Annotated in this window: 21 protein-coding genes; 9 read left to right on the top strand and 12 right to left on the bottom strand. The window is 70.8% G+C overall.

Annotated elements, in window-relative coordinates; all coding sequences use genetic code 11:
• Positions 1-54: 54 nt before the first annotated feature.
• From ACRAKI_RS25215 to ACRAKI_RS25195, 5 genes are read right to left on the bottom strand one after another with little or no spacing between them, the layout of a single operon-like run.
• Positions 55-537 (bottom strand): nucleoside deaminase, encoded by a 483-nt coding sequence (locus ACRAKI_RS25215; protein ID WP_447002993.1) that lies wholly within the window; start codon positions 535-537, stop codon positions 55-57.
• A gap of 40 nt (positions 538-577) precedes the next feature.
• The gene (locus ACRAKI_RS25210; RefSeq protein ID WP_447002992.1) at positions 578-2,797 is read right to left on the bottom strand and encodes a molybdopterin cofactor-binding domain-containing protein; all 2,220 of its coding nucleotides are present in this window, start codon (positions 2,795-2,797) and stop codon (positions 578-580) included.
• Positions 2,794-4,149: an 8-oxoguanine deaminase gene (locus ACRAKI_RS25205; RefSeq protein ID WP_447002991.1), complete on the bottom strand. Its 1,356-nt coding sequence runs from the start codon at positions 4,147-4,149 to the stop codon at positions 2,794-2,796. The genes ACRAKI_RS25210 and ACRAKI_RS25205 overlap by 4 nt, the downstream gene beginning before the upstream one ends.
• Complete coding sequence (locus tag ACRAKI_RS25200; protein ID WP_447002990.1) at positions 4,146-4,634, bottom strand: (2Fe-2S)-binding protein; 489 nt, start codon at positions 4,632-4,634, stop codon at positions 4,146-4,148. Before ACRAKI_RS25200 ends, ACRAKI_RS25205 begins: the two co-directional genes overlap by 4 nt.
• A gap of 2 nt (positions 4,635-4,636) precedes the next feature.
• Entirely contained in the window at positions 4,637-5,509 is an 873-nt protein-coding gene (locus ACRAKI_RS25195; RefSeq protein ID WP_447002989.1) for an FAD binding domain-containing protein, read from the bottom strand.
• A 178-nt stretch (positions 5,510-5,687) separates the two neighbouring features.
• Between ACRAKI_RS25195 and ACRAKI_RS25190 the strand changes: the two genes are divergently transcribed.
• Positions 5,688-7,166: a PucR family transcriptional regulator gene (locus ACRAKI_RS25190; RefSeq protein ID WP_447002988.1), complete on the top strand. Its 1,479-nt coding sequence runs from the start codon at positions 5,688-5,690 to the stop codon at positions 7,164-7,166.
• 205 nt (positions 7,167-7,371) lie between these two features.
• Here ACRAKI_RS25190 and ACRAKI_RS25185 read toward each other — a convergent pair whose 3' ends face one another.
• Both ACRAKI_RS25185 and ACRAKI_RS25180 read right to left on the bottom strand, forming a co-directional pair.
• Entirely contained in the window at positions 7,372-8,784 is a 1,413-nt protein-coding gene (locus ACRAKI_RS25185; protein ID WP_447002987.1) for a DUF1996 domain-containing protein, read from the bottom strand.
• Positions 8,785-8,963: 179 nt separating this feature from the next.
• Positions 8,964-9,365: a hypothetical protein gene (locus ACRAKI_RS25180; protein WP_447002986.1), complete on the bottom strand. Its 402-nt coding sequence runs from the start codon at positions 9,363-9,365 to the stop codon at positions 8,964-8,966.
• A gap of 113 nt (positions 9,366-9,478) precedes the next feature.
• On the opposite strand from ACRAKI_RS25180, the gene ACRAKI_RS25175 reads away from it, so the two are divergent.
• The 5 genes from ACRAKI_RS25175 (at position 9,479) to ACRAKI_RS25155 (ending at position 14,465) form a co-directional block, all read left to right on the top strand.
• On the top strand, positions 9,479-10,408 hold the full coding sequence (locus tag ACRAKI_RS25175; protein WP_447002985.1) for an SMP-30/gluconolactonase/LRE family protein: 930 nt from the start codon (positions 9,479-9,481) through the stop codon (positions 10,406-10,408).
• Between the two features lie 215 nt (positions 10,409-10,623).
• On the top strand, positions 10,624-13,041 hold the full coding sequence (locus ACRAKI_RS25170; protein ID WP_447002984.1) for a nitrate- and nitrite sensing domain-containing protein: 2,418 nt from the start codon (positions 10,624-10,626) through the stop codon (positions 13,039-13,041).
• Between the two features lie 44 nt (positions 13,042-13,085).
• Entirely contained in the window at positions 13,086-13,523 is a 438-nt protein-coding gene (locus ACRAKI_RS25165) for a roadblock/LC7 domain-containing protein (protein ID WP_033440408.1), read from the top strand.
• Positions 13,523-13,891 carry a DUF742 domain-containing protein gene (locus tag ACRAKI_RS25160; RefSeq protein WP_033440409.1) on the top strand — a complete coding sequence of 123 codons (369 nt, stop codon included), beginning with the start codon at positions 13,523-13,525 and terminating at the stop codon, positions 13,889-13,891. Before ACRAKI_RS25165 ends, ACRAKI_RS25160 begins: the two co-directional genes overlap by 1 nt.
• On the top strand, positions 13,872-14,465 hold the full coding sequence (locus tag ACRAKI_RS25155; RefSeq protein WP_447002983.1) for a GTP-binding protein: 594 nt from the start codon (positions 13,872-13,874) through the stop codon (positions 14,463-14,465). Before ACRAKI_RS25160 ends, ACRAKI_RS25155 begins: the two co-directional genes overlap by 20 nt.
• Before the next feature lie 225 nt (positions 14,466-14,690).
• On the opposite strand, the gene ACRAKI_RS25150 is transcribed toward ACRAKI_RS25155, so the two are convergent.
• The 5 genes from ACRAKI_RS25150 to eat all read right to left on the bottom strand — a co-directional run bounded on the left by ACRAKI_RS25150 (position 14,691) and on the right by eat (position 20,530).
• Complete coding sequence (locus tag ACRAKI_RS25150; RefSeq protein WP_447002982.1) at positions 14,691-16,058, bottom strand: tryptophanase; 1,368 nt, start codon at positions 16,056-16,058, stop codon at positions 14,691-14,693.
• 8 nt (positions 16,059-16,066) lie between these two features.
• A complete protein-coding gene (locus tag ACRAKI_RS25145) occupies positions 16,067-17,161 on the bottom strand; it encodes a tryptophan dimethylallyltransferase family protein (protein ID WP_447002981.1) in 1,095 nt (364 codons plus the stop codon).
• Between the two features lie 423 nt (positions 17,162-17,584).
• Entirely contained in the window at positions 17,585-18,448 is an 864-nt protein-coding gene (locus ACRAKI_RS25140) for a 3-hydroxybutyryl-CoA dehydrogenase (protein ID WP_447002980.1), read from the bottom strand.
• Between the two features lie 75 nt (positions 18,449-18,523).
• The gene (locus ACRAKI_RS25135; RefSeq protein WP_447002979.1) at positions 18,524-19,000 is read right to left on the bottom strand and encodes a CAP domain-containing protein; all 477 of its coding nucleotides are present in this window, start codon (positions 18,998-19,000) and stop codon (positions 18,524-18,526) included.
• 111 nt (positions 19,001-19,111) lie between these two features.
• On the bottom strand, positions 19,112-20,530 hold the full coding sequence (gene eat, locus ACRAKI_RS25130) for an ethanolamine permease (protein WP_447002978.1): 1,419 nt from the start codon (positions 20,528-20,530) through the stop codon (positions 19,112-19,114).
• Positions 20,531-20,657: 127 nt separating this feature from the next.
• On the opposite strand from eat, the gene ACRAKI_RS25125 reads away from it, so the two are divergent.
• From ACRAKI_RS25125 to ACRAKI_RS25115, 3 genes are read left to right on the top strand one after another with little or no spacing between them, the layout of a single operon-like run.
• The gene (locus ACRAKI_RS25125) at positions 20,658-21,998 is read left to right on the top strand and encodes a glutamine synthetase family protein (protein WP_447002977.1); all 1,341 of its coding nucleotides are present in this window, start codon (positions 20,658-20,660) and stop codon (positions 21,996-21,998) included.
• Positions 21,979-22,731 carry a gamma-glutamyl-gamma-aminobutyrate hydrolase family protein gene (locus ACRAKI_RS25120; RefSeq protein WP_447002976.1) on the top strand — a complete coding sequence of 251 codons (753 nt, stop codon included), beginning with the start codon at positions 21,979-21,981 and terminating at the stop codon, positions 22,729-22,731. Before ACRAKI_RS25125 ends, ACRAKI_RS25120 begins: the two co-directional genes overlap by 20 nt.
• Positions 22,728-24,086, top strand: a complete 1,359-nt coding sequence (locus ACRAKI_RS25115) for an aldehyde dehydrogenase family protein (RefSeq protein ID WP_447002975.1) — start codon at positions 22,728-22,730, stop codon at positions 24,084-24,086. The genes ACRAKI_RS25120 and ACRAKI_RS25115 overlap by 4 nt, the downstream gene beginning before the upstream one ends.
• Positions 24,087-24,095: the final 9 nt, after the last annotated feature.

Below are 24,095 nucleotides of genomic sequence, written 5' to 3'. Positions count from 1 at the left end.
CCCCTGGTCCGACCGGGCCGATCAGGCACAACACCCCCGAGTCACGGGCACTGCCTAGTAGTCGACCCGGTCCGGGCGGGAGAGCCAGGCGGTGAACGGGGCGTTGTCGTCGCTCGTGGAGATCCGGTGCACCGGCAGGGTCCACGTGTCGCGGGGGCGGCCGAAGAGGTCGTGGAACTCGCGGTCGTCGAAGCCGGCCGCGGCGGCGTCGTGCCGGTCCGCGGCGTAGACGACCCGGTCCACCCGTGCCCACAGCGCGGCGGACAGGCACAGCGGGCACGGTTCGCAGGACGACACCAGCACGCAGCCGGTGAGCTTGAAGTCGCCGACGGCCTGGCAGGCCGCGCGGATGGCGACGACCTCGGCGTGCGCGGTCGGGTCGAGGGTCGGGGTGACCTGGTTGGTGCCGGTCGCGATCACCTCGCCGGCCCGGACGACCACCGCGCCGAACGGGCCGCCGCCCTCGGCGACGTTGCGGGTGGCGAGGTCGATCGACTCGCGCAGCCAGGCGTGGTCGGGTGACACGGACGTGGTCATGGAGCGCTCCTCAGGGCATGGGCCACAGCGGCGGGGACGGTCAGGTGCCGGTGATGTGTTCGGGCCGCACGGGCACGCGGGTCAGGGCGAGGCCGGTGGCGGCGCGGATGGCCGCGACGATGGCCGGCGTGGACGAGATGGTGGGCGGCTCGCCGACGCCGCGCACACCGTACGGCGCGTTCGGGTCGGCCAGTTCGAGCACGTCGATGCTCATCGGCGGCATGTCGAGCACGGTCGGGATGAGGTAGTCGGTGAACGACGGGTTGCGCACCTTGCCGTCCGCGAGCTGGATCTCCTCCATCACCGCGAGCCCGAGGCCCTGCGCCGACCCGCCCTGGATCTGGCCCAGCACGGCCTGCGGGTTGACCGCCTTGCCGACGTCCTGCGCGCAGCCCAGCTCGACCACCTTCACCAGGCCCAGCTCCACGTCCACGTCCACCACGGCGCGGTGCGCGGCGAACCCGTACTGCACGTGCGCGTTGCCCTGCCCCGTCACCGGGTCGATCCGCTCAGTGGCCCGGTGCCGCCACTCCACGGTCTCGTCGATCACCTCGTCGCCCAGCAGTTCGACCAGGTCCACCGGGTGCCGGCCGCCGGCGAGCTTGACCAGCTTCTCCCGCACGGCCGCGCAGGCGGCCTTCACCGCGCCACCCGTCACGTACGTCTGCCGGGACGCGGACGTGGAGCCGCCGTTGCCGATGCTGGTGTCCATCGGCAGGATCGTCACCCGCTCCACGCCCAGCTCCGTGCGCACGATCTGCTGCATGACCGTCACCAGGCCCTGCCCCACCTCGGCCGCCGCCGTGTGCGCCAACGCGGCCGGCTCGCCGTTGATGACCTGCAACCGGACCCGCGCGGTGGAGTAGTCGTCGAAGCCCTCCGAGAAGCAGATGTTCTTGATGCCCACGGCATAGCCCACGCCGCGCACCACGCCTTCGCCGTGCGTCGTGTTCGAGACGCCGCCGGGCATGTCCCGCAGGTCCACCGCGGCCGGCATCGGCGGCATCGGCTTGTCCCTCACCAGCTTCAGCAGCTGCGCGACGGGGGCGGCCGAGTCGACCACCTGACCGGTCGGCATGACCGAGCCCTCGCTCATCGCGTTCATGATCCGCACGTCCACCGGGTCCAGGTCCAGCGCCGCGGCGAGCTTGTCCATCTGCGACTCGTAGGCGAAGGCCGCCTGCACCGCACCGAACCCGCGCATCGCGCCGCACGGCGGGTTGTTCGAGTACACGCCCCAACAGTCGACGGTCACGTTGGCCACGTCGTAGGGGCCGACGCCAAGCGTCGCCGCGTTCGCCACCACGGCGGACGTGCTGGACGCGTACGCGCCGCCGTCGAGGAAGATGCGCGCCTTGACGTACACGAGCCGGCCGGTGCGGTCCGCGCCGTGCTCGTAGTACAGCACCGCCGGGTGCCGGTGCACGTGCCCGTAGAACGACTCCTCGCGGTTGTAGACCATCTTGGTCGGCTTGCCGGTGCGCAACGCCAGCAGGCACGCGTGGACCTGCATGGACAGGTCCTCACGCCCGCCGAAAGCGCCGCCGACACCGGACAGCGTCAACCGCACCCGCTCCAGCGGCAGGCCCAGCGCCACCGCCACCTGCGCCTGGTCGACGTGCAGCCACTGGGTGGCGATGTAGAGGTCGACGCCACCCTCTTCATCCGGCACGGCCAGCCCCGACTCGGGACCGAGGAAGGCCTGGTCCTGCATGCCGACCTCGTACCGCCCGGTGACCACGACCTCGGCTTCCGCGTGCTGGTCGCCGCGCCGGATCGGCACGTGCCGCACGACGTTGCCGGCCGGGTGCAGCGGCGTGTCGTCGGCCGCCGTCTCCATGTCCACCACGGGCGTGAGCACGTCGTACTCGACCTTGATGCGCTTCATGGCGCGCAGCGCGGTCTCCGGGTGGTCCGCGCCGACCAACGCGACCGGTTCGCCCTGGTAGCGCACGACGTCCTCGGCGAGCACCGGCTGGTCCTCGTGCTCCAGGCCGTACCGGTTCTGCCCCGGCACGTCCTCGTGCGTGAGCACGGCGTACACACCGGGCACCTTGAGCGCCTCGGTGATGTCGACCGAGACGATCCGCGCGTACGGGTGCGGGCTGCGCAGGGTCGCGCCCCAGATCATGTCCTCGTGCCAGAGGTCCGAGGCGAAGGCGAACTCGCCGCGCACCTTCAGGTTCCCGTCCGGCCGCTGCGCGCTGGCGCCGATGCCACCGGCCACGGCGGAGGTCAGGTCGGCGGGGGTGAGGCTCATCGCGTCCCCTTCAGTCGCTCGGCGGCGGCACGCAGGTCGCGCGCGAGGTCGGTGCCGGAGGCGGTGCGCAACTCGCCGTCGTCCACCACGGTCCGGCCGCCCACCAGCAGCAGTTTCAGCCGGGGTTGCGGTCCGAGGACCAGGGCGGCCACCGGGTCGTCGATGCCCGCGTGGTCCAGGCCGTCCAGCCGCCACACGGCCAGGTCGGCGAGCTTGCCCGGTTCGATCGAGCCGATCTCCCGATCGCGCCCCAGGCACCGCGCGCCGCCCATCGTGCCCAGCCACAGCGCTTCCCGGGCGTTCAACGCCTTGGGGCCGCCGCGCTGGCGGGCTTGCAGCAGGGCCTGGTGCAGCTCCTCGACCATCCCGCCGGACTCGTTGGACGCCGCGCCGTCCACGCCCAGGCCGACCGGCGCGCCCGCGTCGAGCAGGTCGCGGACCGGGGCGATGCCGGTGCCGAGCCGACCGTTCGACGTGGGGCAGTGCGCGCTGCCGGTGCCGGTCGCGCCCAGCCGCTTCACCGCTTCGGGTGACAGGTGCACGGTGTGCGCGAGCCACACGTCGCCACCGAGCCAGCCCAGGCGTTCGGCGTACTCGGTGGGCGTGCAGCCGAACTCGGCCAGGCACTGCTCCTCCTCGTCGACCGTCTCGGCGAGGTGGGTGTGCAGCCGGACCCCCTTGGCGCGGGCCAGTTCCGCCGCTCCGGTCATCAGCTCGGGGCTCACGGTGAACGGCGAGCACGGTCCGACGGCGACCCGGATCAGCGCGTCCGGACGCGGGTCGTGGTGGTCGTTGACGGCCCGTTCGGTGGCGATGAGCGCGCCTTCGGTGTCCTCGACCAGGTTGTCCGGCGGCAGACCGCCGTGCGACCGGCCGCGGTCCATCGAGCCGCGGATGGCGTGCAGGCGGATGCCGATCCGCTTCCCGGCGCCGACCAGCGCCTCGAACTGGTCGCCGCCCTCGCGCGGGTGGACGTAGTGGTGGTCGGCGGCGGTCGTGCAGCCGGTGGTCGCGAGCCGCGCCAGCCCGGCCGACGCCGCCGCGTGCGTGATCCCGGCGTCCAGCCCGCCCCACACCGGGTACAGCGTGGTCAGCCACTCGAACAGGGTGGCGTCCTGGGCGATGCCCCGGGTGGCCCACTGGTAGAGGTGGTGGTGGGTGTTGACCAGGCCGGGCGTGACCAGGCAGCCGCTGCCGTCGATCCAGGTGTGCGGGCCGGTGGGCCTGGGCGCCTGGCCGGGGCCGACCGCCGTGATCACGCCGTGCTCGATCACGACGTGGCCGAACGCGTGCTCGGTGCCCGCGGCGTCCACCGTGGCCACCGCGACGCCGTCGAGGATCGTGGGCGTCATGCGCCGGCCCCCTCGCGGGTCGCGGCTTTGCGGCTCGCGGCCAGGCGCACGGCGTCCAGGATCTTCTCGTACCCCGTGCAGCGGCACAGGTTCCCGGCCAGCGCCTCGCGGATCTCAGGGTCGCTGGGCTTCGGCACCCGGTCGAGCAGGTCGTGCGCGGCGACCACGAGACCGGGCGTGCAGAACCCGCACTGCACCGCGCCCGCGTCCACGAACGCCTCCTGGACGGGGTCGAGCCGATCGCCCTGGGCCAGCCCTTCCACCGTCCGCACCTCGCGGTCCTGCGCCTGGCCCGCGGCCACCAGGCAGGCGCACACCGGCACGTCGTCCAGGTAGACCGTGCAGGAACCGCACTCGCCCTGCTCACAGGCGTTCTTGGAGCCGGGCAGGCCCAGCCGCTCGCGCAGCAGGAACAGCAGGCTCTCGCCCTCCCACACGTCGTCGGCCTGCCGCTGCTCGCCGTTCACCGTCACGGTCACGCGCATGCTCAGGCCACCTTCCCGGTGTAGTCCCGCCAAGCCCAGCCGAGCGTGCGGCGGGCAAGCACGGAGAGTGCGTACTTGCGGTACGCGGCCGACCCGCGCACGTCGTCGATCGGGCTCGCGGCCTCCGCGACCAGGTCGCCGAACCGCTGCTTCACCGAGTCCAGCAGCGGTTCCGGCGACTCCCACTGGTTCGTGGACGTCAGTTCGGCCGACAGGAACTCCTCCGCCGCCGACGCCCGGCGGGGCGTGGGCGCGGCACTGCCGACCGCCGCGCCGACCCGGTTCTGCGTCGGGTGCAGGGCGACGGCGAACGAGCACACCGCGATCACCATGGCGTTGCGCGTGCCCACCTTGGAGAACTGCTGGGGCGCCCGCGTGACCGGCACGTGGACCGCCGTGATCAGCTCGTCCGGCTCCAGCGCGTGGCGCTTCACGCCCAGGTAGAAGTCGGTGGCCGGGATGAGCCGGGTGCCCCTGGCGGAGGCGGCCTCGACCGTCGCGCCCGCGGCGAGCAGCACCGGGTGCGTGTCACCGGCGGGGGAGGCGGCGCCGAGGTTGCCGCCGATCGTGCCCCGGTTGCGGATCTGCGGTGAGCCGACCGTGCGGGACGCCATCGCCAACCCCGGCAACCGCCCGCCCAGCTCCTCGATGACCCGCGTGTACGGGACGCCCGCCCCGATGCGGACCGCGCCGCCGTCCTCGTCCCAGGTCCGCAGCTCGGCGATCCGGGTCAGGTCGAGCAGCGCGGCGGGACGGCGGTGGTCGAAGTTCAGCTCCACCATCACGTCCGTGCCGCCGGCGATGGGCACGGCGTCGGGGCGCTCGGCCTTGTGGGCCAGCGCCTCGGCGAGGGTGTCGGGGCGGAGGAAATCCATCGGCTACCTCGGTGTGGCTGGACGTGCGCGGTGTGTGAGCCAGTACACAGACCCGGAGGGGTGATCGGCTACGGCGGCGCCGCATGAACCCCAGGCTCCTACAGGCAGTGGAGTTGTGCTTTCCTACAAACACGATCGGACGACGGTGAACGGCCGGTGCGACGTCGGGGAGGCGGGCGTGTTGCTGGTTCGGAGCCTGCTCGGGATGCCGGAACTCCGGTTGCGGCTGGTCGGCGGCGACGAGTGGCTGGACCGGCCCGTGACCAGGCTCTACGGCACCGAACTGCCCGATCCGGCCCGCTACCTGTCCGGGGGCGAGCTGGTCCTCTCGGGGCTGTTGTGGCATCGCACGGCGGCCGATTGCGAGCAGTTCGTCTCGTCCTTGGCGGCATCCGGCGTGGCCGCGCTGGCGGCCAGCCCACCCGATGTCGGCGACTTGCCCGAAGCCCTGGTCGAGGCGTGCGAGCGGCACGGCGTGCCGCTGCTGGAGGTGCCGGTCGACCTGTCGTTCGCGGCCATCACCGAACGCGTGGTGCTGGAGCTGGCCGCGGAACGGGTCGGCGACGCGGGCGTGCAGCTCGGCCGGCACCGGCGGCTGCTGACCGTGGTCGCGGACGGCGGTGGGCTGTCGGAGCTCCTGGCGGCGGGTGCGGCGGAGCTGGACGCGCCGTGCTGGGTGCTGGCGTGCACGGGTCACGTCGTCGCGGGGCCCGAGCTGCCCGAGGCCGCCGAGCTGGTCCGGGAGTTCCTGCTGGCCGACCGGCTGCCCAAGGTGGTGCGCGGCACGACGTTGCTGCCGGTGTCCACGCGCGGCGGTTCCCGGCTGACCGGGTGGGTCCTGGTGGTCGCCGGCGACCGGGCGCGGGACGACGTCGCCGCCGAGCTGGCCAGCCTGGTCGGCGTGGAGCGGGCGCGGGTCGTGCAGGGTCGGGAGATCGAGAACCGGGCGGCCGGGCCGCTGCTGCGCGAGGTGTTCGCCGGTGGCGACGCCCGGGCCAGGGTGGCGGCCGTCGGGTGGGACCCGGACGTGCCGCTGCGGGTGCTGGCGGCTTCGGTGTCGGCCGGCCGGCCCGAGCAGGCCGTGGCGCTGGTGGAGGAGGTGCTGGCCGCCGTCACGCCGACGTTCCTGGTGGCCGCTGTCGGCGCGGAGGTCTACGCGCTCGTGCCGTCCGGGTCGTGGACCGAGGGCGTCCGGTCGGCGTTGCGGACGTTGGAGCCGGGGTTGCGGTCGACCAGGGTGCTGGTCGGCATCTCGTCGCCGGTCGGGCACGCGGGGCTGCGCGGTGCGGCGGACGAGGCGTCGCACGCGCGGCGGCTGGGGGAGCGGCGTGCCGGGCGGACGTGCGTGGTGGCGGGGGAGGAGATCGCCCTGCACCAACTGCTGCTGGCCGGTGTGCCCGAGGAACTGCGCCGTTCGCTGCGCCGCCGACTGCTGGGCCCGGTGCTGGACTACGACGCCGAGCACGGCTCCGACCTCGTCGGCACGCTGCGGGTGTTCCTCGACTGCTCCGGCTCGTGGACCACCGCCGCCGCCCGCCTCCACGTCCACGTGAACACCCTGCGGTACCGGGTGAAGCGGGTCGAGGACCTGCTCGGCGTCGACCTCTCGAACTTCGCCGAACGGGTGGACCTGTACCTGGCACTCCAGGCCGGTTGACCTGGAGACGCGCCATCCCCGACCGGCCGCCGCGCGGGTCGGGGATGGCCCTTCCTCATCTCACGCGCCGAGCCCCTCGATCGCGACGGCGATGTCGCGACCGGGATCTCGCTGTGGTGGGGAAGTCGAGCCCGGTGTGCCGGGGGGTGCTACCCGGTGGCGGGCAGTCCGTCCACACCGGACTGGAAGTCGGTCCGGGGCACCGTCACTCCCTGCACCGGCGGCCGGAGTTCACGCAATCGACCAGCCGGCCCATGATCTCCTCGGACATGACGTTCGCGAAGTCGTCGTGGTCGGAGAACGGGTTGTGCTCCTCCTGCGGGAAGGCGTCCACCGCGTACTGCCCGGCCAGCTGCACGTCCCTCGGGATGTCGTACGTCAGGCTGATCCGCAGCTGCGGCACGGCCTTGAAACCCCCGGGGCACTCGCCGATCCCGTTCGGGTAGACGATGTGGTCGCGGTGGTTGGCGCTGTCGGTGTTCCGGCCGTCCCAGCAGCTGGCGAAGTCGTGGATGCGCTTGACCTTGCTGCCCTCGGGGCAGATCGGGTACTTGTCCATCAGAACTCTGTCCTCGAAACCGGTGCAGGTCCACGACTTCCGCGCGTTCTTCGGGCCGTTCGTGGAGACCTTCGCGTCGCCGTAGAGGACCCGGAGGAACTGGGGCATCGCCTCGACCTTGCCGACCGGGCTGCCCCGGAACGTGATGTCCACGACCTCCGGGCGCTGGATCTCGCCCTCGTTGCCGGGCAGCTCGTTCTCGTCGCTCCCGCTTTGGCCGTCACCCTTCTCCGGCGCGTCCGCCTCGGCTTCCCGGGCCGCCTCGGCGACCTTGACGTCGTTGGCGTCGCCGTCCTTCACGGTGCACGGCGCGAGCCTCTTCAGCCCGCGCGGGCGTTGCGCGACCCGGTCGACGGCCTCGACGATCCGGTCGATCGTCGCGGTCCTCTTGTCCCGCAACGGCCTGAGGACGGTGTTGTTGACGAAGTTGGCGTCGTCGACGTCCGCGGCGGCCTTCAGCTTCTGGTTCGCCTCGGTGACCTGGTCCTTGAGCGCCTGGAGGTTGCGGTCCACCTCCGCCTTGGCCCGGCGGGGCACGTCGCGCAGCTTCCGCTGCACGTCGGGGCACTCGACCTCGGCGTCGGCCGGTTCGCCCGGCTCCTCGTCCTCGTTCTCCCGGTCGATCCGGACGACCGGCCAGAAGTAGGCGGACTTGTCGCCGTTCTCGCAGGTGGTGTCGGCTTCGAGCAGGCTCTCGTCGGTGGAGTCCGCGTCGGTCGACACGTTGCCCACGTAGTCGTGCAGGTGCTCGGCGCCGTTGCGGACACCGGGTTGCGCGATGAAGTTGTCCGGGTTGAAGTGGCCGTTCTCGTTGCGGCCGCAGTCGACCGTGAACGTGCCGGTGCTCGCGCCCCGTTGCGGCCGGGGCGCTTTCACGTTGCGCTGCTGCTTCGTGATGTCGGTGAACAGGGAGACGTCGGCCCCGTCCGCCTGGGCGGTGCCCTGATCGCCGGTGGTGCTGATCGCGACGGCCAGGCCGATCGTGAGCGCCAACCCGGTCACGCCGGCAGTCAGCTTCGTGCGCCGGGAGAAGCGGTGCCGCCCCTGGTTTCGCGTCATGGATGAGTCACCTCGTCGTAGGTACGCGCATGTCCTGCGTAGAACCCCGACCGCCGGTGGGCGGTGGACACAGTGGCATACGTACCGTCCCCGGTCCGCGACCTCACCGTTACCTGTTCGTTATCGAAACCGACCCCTGACTTCCGGGCCTCCGCGCCATCCGCCACAGATGGCATGCCTCATACCCGCACCGGCACCGGTGGCACCGCCTGCACCTGCCGTGCGCCGTGGACGCTCCGGATGCTCGGGTGCAGCACCGCCGCCATCCGGTCCAGGCAGATGTCCCGGCCACCACGGCGGCGGGTTCGGCCTCGGGGCACGACGCCGCAGCACGTCGAACTCGTCCCGGTGTGACAGCGCGATAGCGGCGGCCACCACCCGGCCGTCCCGTGCGCGGAGCCCGCGGCGGTGAACGGCACCCGCACCCGGTGGTCCGCTTCGAGCAGCGGCGACAGGTCCACGAGCCTGGTCCCCGCGACCACGTGCGGCACCACCACCAGCACCGACTTGCAACCGGACCTCGCCACCCGGCTCGCCGTGCCCAAGCCGATCGGCCCATTCGTCCACCGATCACCGGTCATCCGGCCCCCCTACCCCACCCTGTCGGTTCGCTGTAGAGGCTCGTCGAGCGTTCGCCCCGCCACGCGAGCTGCGCCAGACTCTGGATCGCCTCACAAGCGAAGAAGGAGTGGTCATGTCTCGCACACTCGGTGCGCTGGCAGCCGTGGTGCTGGGGGTCTCCCTCATCACCGCCGCGCCCGCCACCGCAGCGCAAGCACACCCGTTCCCCTCCGAGTTCAGGTTGCCCGACGGGTTCCTGCCGGAGGGCATCGCGATCGGCTCCGCCCCCACCGCCTACTTCGGCTCGCGCGCCGACGGCGACCTGTTCCGGGTCGACCTGCGCACCGGGCGCGGCGAGGTGTTCAGCCAGGGGCCGGGGACGGCGTCGGTCGGGTTGAAGGTCGACCGGCGGCAGAGGTTGTTCGTGGCCGGTGGCGCGGGCGGTGACGGGCGGGTTGTCGACGCGCGGTCGGGAGAGGTGCTTGAGTCTTATGAATTCGCGAGCGATGGCGACACTTTCGTCAACGATGTCGTGATCACTCGCGACGCCGCCTACTTCACCGACTCGCGCAAGGCGGTGCTGTACCGGGTCGCGTTCGGCCGGCACGGCTCGTTGCCCGCCTCCCACACCGCCATTCCGGTGACGGGCGACTTCGTCCTCACTCCCGGCGTCAACAACGCCAACGGCATCGCGGAGACCCCGGACGGCGAAGCGCTGTTGATCGTCCAGAGCAACACCGGTCAACTGCATCGGGTGGACGAGGAATCGGGTCGCACGACCGTCGTCGACCTCCAAGGCGAGGTGCTCACCAACGGTGACGGGCTTTTGGTGGAGGGTCGCACCCTTTATGTGGTGCAGAACCGCCTTAACACGATCGCGGTGTTCACGCTGGCCGAGGACGGGACCACGGGAAAGCTCGTGACCAAGATCACCGATCCGCGTTTCGACGTGCCGACGACCGTCGCTTCCTTCGGTCACCGGCTGTACCTGCCGAACGCGCGTTTCACCACGCCGCCCACGCCGACCACGACCTACAACGCGGTTTCCGTTCCCAGATGGTGAAAGTCAGGGGGCCGGTGCGAAGAAGTTCACATCGGCCCCCTGTTCGCGACGTCACTCCACTGGGTAGCCTGACCGTCGCGTCGCGCGAGTGATCGCTGTCTCTTCGTAATGATGATCTTCTGAGTGTTACCGTTCCGTAGCCGATCGGGTGAAGAAGAGGCAGTGGCCATAGTCGCTACGCCTGACCTGCCAACGTGACGAGGCTGCGGAGCGCTGTGAAGCAGAAGAGCACCACGGAGACGAACTACAAGACGATCCGTTCACGGCTTACCGGTGTCGTCGTCGTCCCCAGCATCGTCTTGCTCATCATGTGGGCGCTGTTCTCGTCCTACACCGTGTTCGACGGCTTCTACCTGCGCGCCGTCGCCTCCGGTGTGAAGGACGCCTCGATCCCGGCCGTCCAGACGTTCGCCGCGCTCCAGAAGGAGCGCGAGCTGAGCATGACGGCGCTCAGCCAGCCGGACCGCGGCACCAGCGACCTGGAAGTCCAGCAGGGCGAGACCGACCGCGCGGTGACCGGGATGCGCACGGCGTTCGACGAGTTGGCCACCCAGGCGCCGCAGGAGATCGTCGACCGGATCAACGCGCTCAACGTGCTGCTGGACCAGCTGCCCCAGCGCCGTGCCGCCCTCGAAGCGAGGCGCGCGTCGAAGACGGAGATCTACTCGTACTACAACAACCTCCTCGACGCAGGTCACGCGCTGTTCAGCGTGCAGGCCCGGGTGGTGCCCGACCACGAGTCGGTGAAGGGCGCGATCATCGCCCCGGAGTACTTCAGGGCCGCCGACTGGATGTCCCGCGCCACCTCGCTCGCCTCGGGCGCGCTCGCGGCGGGCCAGTTCACGCCGGAGGAGCACCTCGAATTCGCCGGCCTCGTCGGCGCCTACCACTCCTCGTACGAGTCGATCGCCCCCTACGCCCAGCCGGAAGTCCGCGAGCACTACCGGTTCATGATCGAGGGCGACGACTGGAAGCGGCTGGTCGAGTTCGAGAACAAGCTGATCCAGAACAGCGAGAAGCCGTCGGTCGCCGGGTCGCTCCAGGAGTGGCAGAGCATCAGCGGCCCGATCTCGACCGAGCTGACCGCGCTGGTCAACGAGCAGGCCGCCAGCGCCGTGAACCTCACCATGGAGCGCGGTGAGAGCAAGTTCCGCACGGTGCTGATCGGCAGCCTGGTCGCGCTGCTCGCCGTGGTCATCGGCATCCTGATCGCGATCCGCACGTCGAACCGCCTGGTCAACCGCGCGCTGATCACCCGCCTCACGGCGTTGAAGAAGGACTCGCTGCAACTGGCCCACGAACGGCTGCCCGACATCGTCGAACGGCTCCGCGAGGGCAAGCACGTGGACGTCGAGGTCGAGGTGCCGCCGCTGGACTACGGCAGCGACGAGATCGGCCAGGTGGCCGACGCGTTCAACGCCGCCCAGTACACCGCCGTCGCCGCGGCCGTGAAGGAGAGCCAGGCCCGTGAAGGCGTGAACCGGGTCTTCCTCGACATCGCGCACCGCAACCAGGGCCTCGTGCACCGCCAGCTGAAGATCCTGGACAAGCTGGAGCGGGAGGAGGAGAACCCCGAGCAGCTCGACGCGCTGTTCCAGCTCGACCACCTCGCCACCCGCGCCCGCCGCAACGCGGAAAACCTGATCATCCTCGCGGGCGAGCAGCCGGGCAGGCAGTGGCGCAAGCCGGTGCGGCTGCTGGACGTGCTGCGCGCCGGCGTCGCCGAGACCGAGCAGTACGTCCGGGTCAAGGTGAACCCGGTGCCGGACACGGCGCTGGTGGGCGCGGCCGTCGCCGACACCATCCACCTGATCGCCGAGCTGGTGGACAACGCGACCGCGTTCTCCTCACCGCGTTCGCAGGTGCAGGTGCACGCCAGCGAGGTGCCGCAGGGCATCGTCGTGGAGATCGAGGACCACGGCCTCGGCATCAACCCGGAAGACCGCGAGCAGCACAACGCGATGCTGGCCGACCCGCCGGAGTTCGACGCGATGCGCCTGCGCGGCGAGTCCCGGCTCGGCCTGTTCGTGGTGGCCCGGCTGGCGGCCCGTCGCGGCATCCACGTCGAGCTGCGCGAGTCGCCGTACGGTGGCACGCTGGCGCTCGTGCTGATCCCGTCCGCGATCGTCGCGGGCCCCACCACGGCGACCGAGGCGGCCGAGACCCGGCAGCTGCCGCGCCGCAGTTTCCACGACATCCCCGAGCAGGGCGACGACTCAGTGCGAGACGCCAGGTTTCCCGACAGTTCCCGAGACCTGGAAGGGTTCTGGGCCCAGGCCGAGGCCGCGGTCACCGCGGATCCCCTTCCCGAGGTCGAACGACTGAGCGGCGGGCTGGACCTGTCGCAGCGCAGCGGCGAGCTGGAACTGCCGCAGCGGAAGCGGGCCACCACCGAGTGGCCCCCGGCGGATCCGGAGTCGGCCAACGGCGGTGCCGACCGACCCGAACTGCCCAGGCGGCGCAGGCAGCAGAACCTGGCGCCGCAGTTGGTGCGCAACGATTTCCACCCTTCGCCCGAACCGCTCGCCGAGGTCGACCCGGAGCAGTCCGCCGAGAAGGTCCGCAAGGGCTTGTCGGCGTTCCAACGGGGCACGCGCGACGCCCGTCGGACACCCGACGACCTCGAACCCTGACCAGCAGCAGTGGCCGGACGACTGGAAACCGGAAAGGCAACCCGATGAACGACATGACCAGCCAGCACAACGAACTGAACTGGTTGTTGGAGGACTTGGTCTCCCGGGTGGTCGGAGCTCGGCACGCGGTGGTGCTCTCGGCGGATGGTCTGCTGCTGGGCCGCTCGCCGGGGCTGTCCAAGGACGACTCGGACCACCTGTCCGCGATGGCGTCGGCCTTCCAGAGCCTGGCCCGCGGCACGGGGCGGCACTTCGGCGGCGGCGCGGTGCGGCAGACCATCGTCGAGATGGAGCACGCCTACCTCTTCGTCACCGCGGCCGGGCACGGTGCGTGCCTGGCGGTCCTCGGCGAGGAGGACTCCGACATGGGCATGATCGCCTACGAGATGAACATGCTCGTCAAGCGCGTCGGCACCTACCTGTCCTCGGCGCCGCGCGGCACCGCCGCCGCGAGCCTGCCCGCCGCCCGAAGGTCCTCCTGATGGCCGGCAAGGACTGGTGGTACGACGAGGCGGCGGGCCCGCTGGTCCGCCCGTACGCGATGGTGCGCGGCCGGACACGTCCGCTGCGGCCGGAGCTGCACCTGGTGACGCAGGTGCGCGCGATGCCGTCGCCGTCGGACCCCGACGCGCTGGCGGTCGAGCACATGGAGATCATGGAGCTGTGCCGGCGGCCGTTGTCGGTGGCCGAGGTCGCCGCGTACCTCGACGTGCCGCTGGTGGTCGTCAAGGTGTTGTTGAGCGACCTGATCCAACGTGGTGACGTCGTGATCAGAGACCCTTCCCGAGTTCCGCAGGTGCCGGACCGGAATTTGCTGCAGGCGGTGCTGGATGGTGTCCGTGGGATCTGAGCGGCCGGGTGGGGAACTGCTGGTCCCCACCCCAGTGAAGATCGTCATCGCCGGTGGTTTCGGCACCGGGAAGACGACGATGGTCAAATCGGTCAGCGAGATACCGCCGCTGCACACCGAGGAGCTGCTCACCGAGGCCGGTGTCGGGGTCGACGACGTGGTCGGCCTGGAGGCCAAGGAGACCACCACGGTGGCCCTGGACTTCGGCCGGATCACGATCAACCCGGAGGTGGTGCTGTACCTGTTCGGCACCCCCGGCCAGAACCGCTTCTGGTTCATGTGGGACGAGCTGGCGTACGGCGCGATCGGCGCGGTGATCCTGGTCGACACGCGGAGGCTGGACAGCAGCTTCCCGTCGATCGACTTCTTCGAGCGGCGCGGCATCCCGTTCATCATCGCGGTGAACTGCTTCGAGGGCGGGCACAAGTACGAGGCGGAAGAGGTGCGGCGGGCACTGGACGTCGACGCCGCCATCCCGCTCGTGCTGTGCGACGCGCGGGACCGCGAGTCGGCGAAGACGGTGCTGGTGAGCCTGATCCAGCACACCATGGACCGGCTCGACGCCATGGCTTAGGGAACCGCGCCACCCGCCTGGCATGACCTTGCTCCGCAGGGGTCCCCCGCAGGGGACCCCTGTCTTGATCCTGCCGGCAGGGACCGGCAATCCGGGCACCGAGAGCCCTGCCTGTGCACAACCGGCCACTCCCGTCCGCAGGCGCTCGACCGTCCGGGCACCGTGCTCACCAGCGGCGGGCACCGGCTCGTGGCCCCCGAAGAGAACCACGAGCCGACCGGAGACCTACTCCACCGGCGCGAGCTTGCAGTTGAAGTGCCGCAACAGCTTCGGCACGTGCGTCAACCGGTAACCGGGCACCCGCTCGGGTGCCTTCGCGATCTCCGCCAGCGTCTCGCCGACGTACTCCAGGTGGCTCTGCGTGTAGACCCGCCGCGGGATGGCGAGGCGGACCAGCTCGTACGGCGCGGGCTTCAGCAGCTCACCCTCGTCGTCCAGCTCGCCGAGGTACAGCGAGCCCAGCTCCGCACACCGGATGCCGCCCGCCAGGTACAGCTCGCTGGCCAGGGCGAACCCCGGGAACCGGCTCGGCGGCAGGTGCGGCAGCAGCCGCCCGGCGTTGAGGTACACGGCGTGCACCCCGGTCGGCCGCACGCTGTCGACGCCCGCCGCCGCGGCGAGCGAAGCCACGTACGACGTCGCGTCGGCCCGCGCCCGCAGGTACTCCGGGTCGGTCACCTCCCGCAGCCCCTGCGCCAGCATCTCCAGGTCGCGGCCGGACAGACCGCCGTACGTCCGGAACCCCTCCGTCGCGATCAGCAGCGACTCGCACTTGGCCGCCAGCTCCGGGTCGCGCAGCGCGAGCAACCCTCCGATGTGGACGATCGCGTCCTTCTTCAGGCTCGCCACGCACCCGTCGGTCAGCCGGAACGCCTCCTCCGCGACCTGGCGCGGGGTGTGGTTCTCGTAGCCCGGTTCCCGCTGGGTGACCAGCCACGCGTTCTCCGCGAAGCGGGCCGCGTCGAGGAAGAACGGCACGCCGTGGCGGCGGGCGATCTCACCGGCGGCCTTGATGTTGCCCATCGACACCGGCTGCCCGCCGAAGCCGTTGTTGGTGATGGTGATCATCACGACGGCGACGTCCCGCCGGCTCGACAGGAGCGCCTCCAACGCGTCCAGGTCGATGTCGCCCTTGAACGGCGCGTCGCTGTCGAGGTCGTCGGCGGCCGGGCACGGCAGGTCGATCGCCTCGCCGCCGACGATCTCGACGTTCGCGCGGGTGGTGTCGAAGTGCGTGTTGCCGACGCTGACCTGACCGGGCTTGATCAGCGCGGTGAACAGGATCCGCTCGGCTGCGCGCCCCTGGTGGACGGGGAACGCGTACGGGTACCCGGTCAGTTCCGTCACCACGTCGTGGAACCGGTGGTAGGAGCGCGCACCCGCGTAGGTCTCGTCACCCCGCATGCCCGCCGCCTGCTGCTCGGCGGACAGGGCGCCGGTGCCCGAGTCGCTGAGCAGGTCGATCGTCACGTCGGTGGCGGCGAGGTTGAACGGGTTGTACCCGGCGGCGGCCAACGCGCGCTCGCGGTGCGCGCGCGTGGTGATCGGGATGGGCTCCACGACCTTGATGCGGTACGGCTCCATGATCGGCATGGTGACTCCTAGACAGCCAGGCTGATCGAACGCGGCATGGCCACGTCGTAAGCCTCGGACGAGAGGTAGACGGTGATTCCGGGGCGTGGCCTGCCCATGCGCAGCGACACGTGGGCGATCAGGCCGACACCCTCGTCCAGCGGCCGGCCCGCGACGGTGCGCAGGGCGTTGTCGAACGGGGTGGGGTCGAGGTCGTACCTGGCCATCACCGCGAGCACCCGTCGCCGGGCCTCTTCGTCGTCGGTCACGTAGTCCCTGATGGGCACGTAGAGGGAATAGCCGCTCGGCGCGCCCACGTCGCCGTCCAGGAACGTGTAGCTGGAAATCAGCGGACGCTTGTCGAACGTTCCGGTGCTGCCCCCGGTGAGGAGGCAGAAGTCGGGCACCCTGTCCACATCGACAGCTCGCGCCGCGCTCGCCGCACGAGTGACATCGGTTACTTCTGCGGCGTGGTGGGAGATGTAGACCTTCACCCGGGCCTGCCGTTGTTCGACCAGGTCGAGCGCGAAGAAGGAATACTTGTCGAGGCCGGGTCGCGTCATCGCGCTGTCCCGCATGGGCCGGAAACCGGCGGCGAAACCGGTCCGGTCCAACGCCTCGCGCACGAGCCCTTCGGCGGCGGCCTCGCCGCGCACCCCCGGGTTGAGGTAGACCTTCACCGTGGGCTTCACGTGGGGGCGGAACACGAGCGAATACCAGAACGTGAAATCCGCTTCGGGGTGCTCCGGCAGGAACAGGTTCCGCACCGCGTCGAAACGGCCGGTGTCCAGGTTGTGGCGGCGCTGCACGCGGTCGAGGGAGGCGAGCGCGGCGGACAGGTTGGCGGCACGAGAAGGCCTGGTCGCCGTGGGTTCGACGATCATGCGGACGGTCGGGGGCTCGTCCGCCGCGAAGGCCGTGGAGAACTCGACCGGGGAGTGGTCGTCGGCGACCCCGGAAGGCCAGGCGGGGCTGGTGGAAACCGGGCGCAGGCCACCGGGGCCCAGTGCGTCCGCGAGTAGCCCGACGGATTCCAGGGTATTGTCCGTAATGCCCACGGAATGAAGAAGGGCACTCAGTTGACGGCCCGTGAAATCGCGTATGGAGACTTTTTGAGGGTCCAAGGCGGGGTTCTCCTCGTGGGGGGCGAGTCGAAAAGTACGCTAGGCGAAGCAATCTTGTCCACCGGTCGGCCGTAGCGTGACGTAGCGCACTCTAAAGGCAGGTCGACGTCCTGTCGATCAGTTGCCGCGCGGTCGGTGCCAGTAATCAGAACTACTCCGAACGGCCGCTTGACTGAGTGGCCGTCAGCCTTTCGCACTAAGATCCAGGTGATCTTCGATGACGCATCGTGGCATTTTGTACCGACGTCCGCCTGGGGTACGGTCGAACGTTCGCCGCTAATACGTCCCACCATTCAAGACGCTGGTGTCGATTGTTCGACGTGCGCTCGGCGTGGTTCGCGCACGAGTTGTGTGGTAATGCCCCCGGACACGCGGACGGGGCCGCCGATCACGTGGATCGACGGCCCCGCGAGGAGTGACGGGTCAGGACGCGTAGTCGTAGAACCCGCGCCCGCTCTTCTTGCCCAGCAGCCCCGCGTCCACCATGCGCAGCAGCAGCGGCGGCGGCGAGTACAGCGGCTCCTTGAACTCCTCGTACATCGACTCGGCGATCGCCTTGGTGGTGTCCAGGCCGATCAGGTCGGCCAGGCGCAGCGGCCCCATCGGGTGCGCGCAGCCCAGCACCATGCCGGTGTCGATGTCCTCGGCGCTGGCGAAGCCGGACTCCAGCATCCGGATCGCGGACAGCAGGTACGGGATCAGCAGGGCGTTGACCACGAACCCGGCCCGGTCCTGCGAGCGGATGACCTCCTTGTGCAGGACGTCGGTCACGAACGCCTCGGCCCTGGCCCGGGTCTCGTCGCCGGTCAGCAGCGACGGCACCAGTTCCACCAGTTTCAGCACCGGCACCGGGTTGAAGAAGTGCACTCCGATGACCTGCTCGGGACGGCTGGTGGCCATGCCCAGCTTCATGATCGGGATCGAGGAGGTGTTGGACGCGAAGATCGCGTTCCGGTCCGCGACGACCTTGTCGAGCGTCGTGAACACCTCGGTCTTGACCTGCTCGATCTCCGCGACGGCTTCCACGACCAGGTTCCGGTCGGCGAAGTCGGCGAGGTCGGTGGTGAACCGGAGGCGCTCCAGTGCGGCGTCCCGGTCCTCGGCGGACAGCTTGCCGCTGCGCACGCCCTTGCCGAGCGAAGAGGCGATCCGCCCTCGCGCGGCTTCGGTGGCGTCCGGGCTGACCTCGGCCACCAGCACGTCGAGGCCCGCGCGCGCGCAGACCTCGGCGATGCCGGAGCCCATCAGGCCCGAGCCGACCACTCCAACACGTTGAATGTCACTCACGCCCTGATCCTGCCAGGGCGTTCCCCCGGCAGCACGTCCCCGGGGCCTCCATCGGGAGGATTCCCTTCGGGACGGTCAGCCCGTGACGCCGAAGTCCTGCGTCCAGTACGGCTTGTTGTTCGCGTCGACGGCGTAGCCGATGCCGAGGTCGCGCAACTCGCAGTTGACGATGTTCGCCCGGTGGCTCGCGCTGGCCATCCAGGCCTGCACGACCTCCGCCGCGGACGTCTGGCCGGCCGCGATGTTCTCCGCCACCATCCGGTACTGGTAGCCCTCCTCGGTGACGCGCTCCCCGAGCGTGCTGCCGTCCACGCCGGTGTGGCTGAAGTTGCCGGTCCGCGCCATCTCGACGGTGTGCTCGCGCGCCGCCGCGTCCAGTGCCGGGCTCGACGCCAGCGCCGGGCACCCGGCGGCGGCCCGTTGCTCGTTGGTCAGGGCGAAGACCTGCTGCTCGTGGACGGGGGCGGCGCCGGCGGGCGCCGTGGCGATGGGGGCGGCGGTGACGAGCAGTGCCGCGATCGCCGCTCCGGCGGTGGATGTCCTGGGTGTCATGGTTGCCTCCTGTTCGTCGGTGCCCCGTTACAGGGGTGCCCACTTCCAGGAAGACTTGCGTTGCACGATCGGTGGAACCGGGTGGCGGTGCGTCACCCGGTTCCCCGTCGGTCAGTCCTTCAGCTCCTCTTGCGCCTGCGCGATCGCGGCGAACTCCTCCTCCGGCGCGGAGGCCACCAGGTGGTGCCGGCTGTAGAACCAGAAGTAGGCCAGCGCCACCACGACGATGCCCGCCGTGATCCCGGCGGCCAGTTCGTCCACGAAGAACGTGGCCACGACCGCCGCCACCGCGAGCACCAGCGCCACACTGGTCGTGACGACGCCGCCCGGCGTCCGGTACGGCCGCTCCAACCCGGGCTCGCGCACGCGCAGCACGATGTGCGACACCATCATGAGCACGTACGACAGCGCCGCGCCGAACACCGCGATGTTGATCAGCAACGCACCGTCCCGGGTCACCGCCGCCAGCACGAACCCGATCGCGCCGGGCACGACCAGCGCCAGGTACGGCGTCTTGCGCTTCCCGGTGCGGGACAGCCAACGCGGCAGGTAGCCGGCCCGGGACAACGCGAACAGCTGCCGCGAGTAGGCGAAGATCAGCGAGAAGAAGCTGGCCACCAGCCCGGCGAGGCCGACGTAGTTCACCACCTGCGCGAGCAGGTTGTCCCCGCCGTACGCCGCGCGCACCGCCGCCGGCAGCGGGTTGTCCGACCCCTTCAACGCCTCCGACCCGGCACCGCCCGGCGCGAACACCAGGATCGTGCCCGCGAACACCAGCAGCACCGCCATCGCGGCGATGATGCCGCGCGGCATGTCCCGCTTCGGGTCGCGCGCCTCCTCCGCCGCCAGCGGCACGCCCTCGACACCGAGGAAGAACCAGATGCCGAACACCAGGGCGCCCAGCGCGCCCGTCACGCCGAACGGCAGGAACCCGCCGCCCTCGGCCAGGTCGAACAGCTTGGCCGAGTCGAACTTCGGGATCATCCCGATCACGAACACGGCCAGCGCCACCACCGCGACACCGGTGATGACGAACATCAGCCGCAACGCCTCGCCCACGCCGTACAGGTGCACCCCGACGAAGACCAGGAAGCACACCAGGTACACCGGCCACGAGTTGGTCAGCCCGAACAGCCCCAGCGTCTCCACGTACCCGCCGATGAACACCGCGATGGCCGCCGGCGCCATGGCGTACTCGATGAGGATCGCGACACCGGTGGCGAACCCGCCCAGCGGCCCCATCGCCCGTCGCGCGAAGCCGTAACCGCCGCCCGCCACGGGGAGTGCGGCGGCCAGCTCCGCCAGGCCGAACACCATGCACGTGTACATGGCGCCCATCAGGATCGTCGCGACGAGGAGCCCGCCCCAACCGCCCTGCGCGATGCCGAAGTTCCACCCGGCGAAGTCGCCGGAGATCACGTAGGAGACACCCAGCCCCGCCAGCAGCACCCAGCCCGCGGCGCCACGCTTCAGCTGCCGGTGCTCCAGGTAGTCGCTGCCCACCTTCTCGTACTCGACGTGCTTGGCCATCTGCGCTCGCTCCCTAATGGGTCAGTCGCGCTCCTTTGGAGGGTGATTGGAGGGTGGCGCGGCCCACCTGATGGTGTCAAGATGGGGCATCCAATGGCTCGCTGACATACCTTTGGAGGTACTGCGGATGCTCGCCGTGGAGGAGTTGCGCGTGCTCGTGGACGCCGGGGAGATCGACACGGTCCTGGTCGCCGTCGTCGACATGCAGGGCCGACTCCAGGGCAAGCGCTGCGCCGCCCGGTACTTCGTGGACGTGGTCCTGCCGCACTACGCCGAGGGCTGCAACTACCTCCTGGCGGTGGACGTGGAGATGAACACGGTCGCCGGTTACGCCATGTCCTCGTGGGACAGCGGTTACGGCGACTTCGTCATGCGGCCGGACCTCGCCACGCTGCGCCGCGTGCCGTGGCACGAGGGCACCGCGCTGGTCATGTGCGACCTGGTCTGGGAGGACGAGTCGCCGGTGGTCGCCTCGCCGCGCCAGATCCTCAAGCGGCAGCTCGACCGGCTCGCCGAACGGGGCCTGCGCGCGTTCGTGGGCACCGAACTGGAGTTCGTCGTCTTCGACAACACGTTCGAGGACGCCTGGGATCGCGGTTACCGCGGCCTCACCCCGGCTAATCAGTACAACGTGGACTACTCGCTGCTGGGCACCGCGCGCATCGAGCCACTGCTCCGCGCCATCCGCAACCACATGGCGGGCGCGGGCATGGTGGTCGAGTCGGCCAAGGGCGAGTGCAACCCGGGCCAGCACGAGATCGCGTTCCGCTACGCGGAAGCGCTGGCGACCTGCGACAACCACAGCATCTACAAGACCGGCGCCAAGGAGATCGCGGCGCAGCAGGGCAAGTCGCTGACGTTCATGGCCAAGTACAACGAGCGCGAGGGCAGCTCCTGCCACATCCACCTCAGCCTGCGCTCGGAGGACGGCGAACCGGTGTTCGCCGAGGGCCGGGGCATGTCGAAGCTGATGGAGCACTTCCTGGCCGGTCAGCTGGCCGCGCTGCGCGAACTCACCTACTTCCTCGCGCCGAACATCAACTCCTACAAGCGGTTCGTGCCCGGCAGCTTCGCGCCGACGGCCGTGGCGTGGGGCAAGGACAACCGGACTTGCGCGCTGCGCGTGGTCGGGCACGGGCAGTCGCTGCGGTTCGAGAACCGGGTGCCCGGCGCGGACGTGAACCCCTACCTGGCCGTCGCGGCGCTGATCGCCGCGGGTCTGCACGGCGTGGACGACGAGCTGCCGCTGGAGGACGAGTTCGTCGGCAACGCCTACGCGTCCGACCGGCCCACCGTGCCCGCCACCCTGCGCGACGCCGCGTCCCTGCTGGCGAGAAGCGACCTCGCGCGGGAGGCGTTCGGGCAGGACGTGGTCGAGCACTACCTCAACGCGGCCCGGGTGGAGCTGGCCGCGTTCGACTCCTCGGTGACGGATTGGGAGCGCGTCCGTGGTTTCGAACGGCTCTAGCGCCTCTGGCGGTTCCAGCGGCTCCGCCGGCCGGGGTGGCCGGCCGCTGATCGGCGTCAGCACGTACCTGGAACGCGCGAAGTTCGGCATCTGGGACGTGGAGGCGGCGGTGCTGCACCGCGACTACCTCGACTCGGTCGTGCGCGCGGGCGGCAACCCCGTGCTGCTGCCGCCGGTCGGGGACTGGGACGCGGACGCCATCGGCTTCCTGGACGGCCTGGTGCTGGCGGGCGGCGCGGACCTGGACCCGGCGCTGTACGGGCGGCCACGCGACCCCCGTACGGGACCGGCGCGGCCGGAGGGGGACGCGGCCGAGCTGAGCCTGGCCCGCGCGGCGCTCAAGCTCGACCTGCCGCTGCTCGCGGTGTGCCGGGGGATGCAGGTGCTCAACGTGGCGTTGGGCGGCACGCTCGTCCAGCACGTCGAGGGCCACAACCCGGCCCCGGCGGTGTTCCAGCACACCGGCATCGCGGTGGCCCCCGGCTCGCGGCTGGCGGAGGTCGTCGGCCTGGCGACCACCGTCCACTGCCACCACCACCAGGCGTTGGACGTCCTCGGTGACGGTCTGCGGGTGGTCGCCGGAGCGCCGGACGGGACCGTCGAGGCGGTGGAGCTGCCGGGCTCGCGGTTCGTGCTCGGCGTGCAGTCGCACCCGGAGGCAGACAGCGAGGACGACCGCTTGTTCGCCGCACTGGTGGACGCGGCGTCCGATTCGAACAGGGGAGTGCGGTGACGACGTTCGACGTGATCAACCCGGCCACCGAGGAGGTGGTCCGGACGGTGCGGCTGGCCTCGCTGGAGGAGACCGACGCGGCGATCGCCCGCGCGTCGGCGGCGTTGCCCGCGTGGCGTGCCGTCGCGCCGGGTGACCGCGCCCGGTTGCTGCGGCGGTTCGCGGAGGCGGTCGACGGCGCGCTGGAGGAGTTGGCGGCGCTGGAGGTGCTGAACGCCGGGCACACCATCGGCAACGCGCGGTGGGAGGCCGGGAATGTCCGGGACGTGCTGCACTACTACTCGGCCGCGCCGGAGCGGTTGTTCGGCAGGCAGATCCCGGTGCCGGGCGGGCTGAACGTGACGTTCCACGAGCCGGTGGGTGTGGTCGGCGTGATCGTGCCGTGGAACTTCCCGATGCCGATCGCCGCGTGGGGTTTCGCGCCCGCGTTGGCGGCGGGGAACACGGTGGTGCTGAAGCCCGCCGAGCTGACGCCGTTGACGGCCTCGAAGCTGGCCTCGCTGGCGCTGGGGGCGGGCATCCCCGAGGACGTGTTCCAGGTGCTGCCGGGGGCCGGGCCGGTGGTGGGTCAGCGGTTCGTCACGCACCCGGACGTGCGCAAGGTCGTGTTCACCGGGTCCACGCGGGTCGGCAAGCAGGTCATGGCCGGCTGCGCGGAGCAGGTGAAGCGGGTGACGCTGGAGCTGGGCGGCAAGTCGGCCAACGTCGTGTTCGCCGACGCCGACCTGGAGCAGGCCGCCGCGACCGCGCCGTACGGGGTGTTCGACAACGCCGGTCAGGACTGCTGCGCGCGGTCCCGCATCCTGGTCGAGGCGTCGGCCTACGACCGGTTCATGGAGTTGCTGGAGCCGGCCGTCAAGGGTGTCGTGGTCGGCGCGCCGGGTGACGAGGCCACCGAGATGGGGCCGCTGATCTCGGCCGCGCACCGGCAGAAGGTCGCGTCCTACGTGCCTTCCGACGCGCCCGTGGCGTTCCGGGGCTCGGCTCCTCCGGGCGCGGGTTTCTGGTTCCCGCCAACGGTCCTGGCGCCGGTCGGGCGCGGTGACCGCGCGGCGGTCGAGGAGATCTTCGGGCCGGTGGTGGCCGTGCTGCCGTTCACCGACGAGGAGGACGCGGTGCGGTTGGCCAACGACAGCGCCTACGGCTTGTCCGGGTCGATCTGGACGCGGGACGTCGGGCGGGCGCTGCGCGTGTCCCGTGCCGTCGAGGCCGGGAACCTGTCGGTCAACTCGCACTCGTCGGTGCGGTACTGGACGCCGTTCGGCGGGTTCAAGCAGTCGGGGCTGGGGCGCGAGCTGGGGCCGGACGCCCTCGACTCGTTCACCGAGACCAAGAACGTCTTCATCGCTCACTGACGCTGGTTG

The organism is Saccharothrix isguenensis (assembly GCF_052936305.1).
This window is presented reverse-complemented; position numbering and strand designations above follow the sequence as displayed.